This window comes from Photorhabdus sp. RM96S (assembly GCF_042879335.1).
Classification (GTDB): domain Bacteria; phylum Pseudomonadota; class Gammaproteobacteria; order Enterobacterales; family Enterobacteriaceae; genus Photorhabdus; species Photorhabdus kayaii.
This window is the reverse complement of record NZ_JBHFKT010000092.1, coordinates 1-3,134: the sequence shown is the minus strand read 5'-3', so window position 1 is coordinate 3,134 and position 3,134 is coordinate 1. Positions and strand designations below refer to the sequence as shown.

Here is a 3,134-nt window from a genome sequence, read left to right as displayed (position 1 = left end):
GTGAAGACGTTCAAGTTTGATTTTTTGTTCTGATGTAATAAATATTTTCATAGCGAGGATAATGATCTCCATTTCGGATAAAATCAAGCATCTTCAATGATTACGGGTATAGATTATAGATATGACATTGAGAGCAGCAAGAAAAGGGTAAAAAGAAAATTGCCGTAACCCCAATGAAATGTATTAAATAATGGTACGATTATATTCCTCTGTCATTTTTATAATTCTGATTTAATGATGTATGGAGGAATATTTGAAAAAATCATAATGTTGGATGAAAAATATAATAACAGACCCTAAAACCAACGATCACCATATTTATTATGAATAAAAAACTTGAAGAAAAATTGCTTTTACTAAGAGCAAAGAAATATATCGATAGCATTAGAGGGATTGAAAATACATCGATATATTTTGCAAATAACGATGAATTTCAATGGCATAAGAATATGTATGACGGTATTTTGAAAAGAAATGAGATGCCGGAATGCAAGTTGGCTCTTCCTGTTAATAAGGAGGATGTTTATTCATATATGCAATCAAAAATAAATATAGTATAGGTGAGAATAATAATTACTATATGTTTTTTGAAGGAAGGATAATAATATCATTCAACATTATTGATCTACATGATTTTTTATCTAGTCATTTTTTATTGCATCATACATTTGATATTAATGTCCTATCACTTAATCCAATGAGAGTTATCGATATGAGTGAGGATGAATACGAATTACACATATTTGATATATCAATGTAGTAATATGAAAAGCCGGAAAGATCCGCGTGATCTTCCGGCCTTCTGATGATATCTACCGTGGCGAATATCCAATAGGATTACTTGCGGGTTTTAATCCGTATTCGTACGTCCATAATCCGGTCAACTTTGTTGACCCTTACGGGCTGGCAGAATGTCCTACTAAATTTGGTTCAAGGAATGCGGCTTTTAGAACAGCAAAAAGAGACGCGGGAATACCAATGAATCAACAGCCTGATAAAATATTTGATCCAAAAACTGGTTTTGAAAGTCAGTATAGGCATGTTCGTATGACTGATTCAAATAATGAAACAATAATTGGCAATAATGGTAAGCCAATATGGACAAAGGAATATCGGTAGATTTAGGGGATGGATACGGAGGTAATGTTCATAATGCTAAAGGTGTCCCAGTTCAAACCCGACAATATCACTATAGGGATAAGCAAGGTTCTGTCGTAATTATTCAAGAACACAGTTTAGGGCATGCAAAGGCAACGCCTTTACATGGAGCAGAACCCCATTTTAATGTTAGACCAGTTGATAAAGTAACCGGAAAAATATTAGATACGGGAAGTGTTCCAGACACTCATGGACATTATAATTTTCCTTTAGGGATGTGATTATGTGGTTTAGTAATGCGATAAGAAATGAGCAAATAAAATATATGTTTAATAATGAGTTTGATATAAGCAAAGTCGAACTCATTAGTTATACTTTTCATCATTATTCATCTTTACAACTTTATTTTATATGTAAAAAATCCCTTCCGTATATCCTAAAAAGTGGGATGATAAAGGATTTAATGCGATGAGTTTAGTTTTAAGTATGTCTAATATAAATTCATTTGAAAGCAAAGGAAATAAAGTGGGTTTTATTTGTTCTCCACAAATTAGTAGCACCCATGATTCTACATCTATTGAAATAACCAATAAGAATTTTTATTTGTTATGTAATGCGGATTTTTTAACAATAGATGGTATTACTCCATATATAGATGAAAGATGGGATTAACATTTTAATTTATTGTTGATCATTCCAATAAATAACAAAAAACCGGAAATACTCCAGTGATCTTTCCGGTTTGTTATTTACTTAAAATAAATATTTTACAGGGTTGACTTTATATATTAAATATATAATTTAAAATCACAAAAATATAAAATAAATAAGAAGATAAACAAAGGAATAATACAGAAAAATATAAGATTCATAGTAAATATATACATAGTCAATATTTTAGATATTTTATTCTATTTTCTCTCTGAAACAGTAAAAAACCGGAATCGCTTCCGGCTGGCTTCTTTCTTACCGTGGTGAATACCCATGCCACGCCGACGGGTTAGTGCAATGGCAAGGCATCAAGGTAATCATCACGGATATGCTAATACAATAAGAAATGCTCTGGATAAAATAAATTTAAATCAATCAACTGATGCCATATCGAAACAAATAGCTAACATCCAAAATATAACTAAAAAAGATATGGGGAATGGTAATATTATTAGATCCAAAGATAGGTATAACACTAATATTCAGGGGAAAGACGTAAATTAAAAAGTCAGACAAAGCATCTTTGATCTCTGGAGTAAAATTTTAGGATAATTTAATATGGATGAGATAATAAGTTTTTATATGGAACCTGTTGAATTTTTTAAACGTTCGGATTTTTCATCCAGTTCTATTGAAGAATTTAATGAATATGAAGTTATTGATAATAAAGATAGGGCATTAAAACTTCTTTTCGATCAAGACATACCAGGTAACTATATATCTTGGAGTAAATTTTTCTCTGATCGGATATCCGAGTTTTATCTTCATGATGATTATAAAAAGCAGAAAAGGATATCCTTGATAGAGTAAAATATTCACCCAGGATCAAGTTAAAAAAAGATGAGAAAAAGAAAATAATATCTTATAAGAAAGAAACAAGGGTTAGTTGATAACATAGAATACGATAACTTTCTAAATGAAGTAAATAACGAATGTAATGACAGGTTAAATATGATAAGCATTTATCGATATTTATTTTAATCAAAACGCTAAATTAGAAGAAATATTTTCTATATTTAAAAAAGAAATTATGCCGTGCGGTATAAAGAAAGACAAAAAGGCATGAGTTATTTTCAATCCTATTCTTTTGAAGAATAGAGAATAAATAGAGATAGAACAGAGTCTGACCCTGGCCCCTTACTGGCTGGACGGGCCCGCTATCGCGGCACAGGCCGCCGGCAAACTGGGTTACCACGCCGTGGCTGACGCTATCCGCGATGAACTCCGGGCCTTTCTTGACCGCCTGCCGGTCCTGCAAAACCTGTCTTTCTCTGATATGAGCCCCTTTATCTCAGACGCCACGCTGAACTGGCTGCATCCTCCGG

The 3,134-nt window shown here is 32.3% G+C and carries 6 protein-coding genes and 1 pseudogene; all 7 read left to right on the top strand.

Annotation, left to right across the window (positions count from 1 at the left end; translation table 11 throughout):
- The first annotated feature begins 323 nt into the window (after positions 1-323).
- Positions 324-560 (top strand): hypothetical protein, encoded by a 237-nt coding sequence (locus ACGF49_RS24250; protein ID WP_387493223.1) that lies wholly within the window; start codon positions 324-326, stop codon positions 558-560.
- A 226-nt stretch (positions 561-786) separates the two neighbouring features.
- Complete coding sequence (locus ACGF49_RS24245; protein ID WP_387493220.1) at positions 787-1,119, top strand: hypothetical protein; 333 nt, start codon at positions 787-789, stop codon at positions 1,117-1,119.
- Positions 1,098-1,379: an HNH/endonuclease VII fold putative polymorphic toxin gene (locus ACGF49_RS24240; RefSeq protein ID WP_387493217.1), complete on the top strand. Its 282-nt coding sequence runs from the start codon at positions 1,098-1,100 to the stop codon at positions 1,377-1,379. Before ACGF49_RS24245 ends, ACGF49_RS24240 begins: the two co-directional genes overlap by 22 nt.
- A gap of 187 nt (positions 1,380-1,566) precedes the next feature.
- Positions 1,567-1,770, top strand: a complete 204-nt coding sequence (locus ACGF49_RS24235) for a hypothetical protein (protein WP_387493215.1) — start codon at positions 1,567-1,569, stop codon at positions 1,768-1,770.
- Between the two features lie 312 nt (positions 1,771-2,082).
- Entirely contained in the window at positions 2,083-2,313 is a 231-nt protein-coding gene (locus tag ACGF49_RS24230) for an AHH domain-containing protein (RefSeq protein ID WP_387493212.1), read from the top strand.
- A gap of 54 nt (positions 2,314-2,367) precedes the next feature.
- Entirely contained in the window at positions 2,368-2,619 is a 252-nt protein-coding gene (locus ACGF49_RS24225) for a hypothetical protein (RefSeq protein WP_387493209.1), read from the top strand.
- Between the two features lie 298 nt (positions 2,620-2,917).
- Positions 2,918-3,134: pseudogene (locus ACGF49_RS24220) on the top strand (type VI secretion system domain-containing protein); the annotation flags it as partial.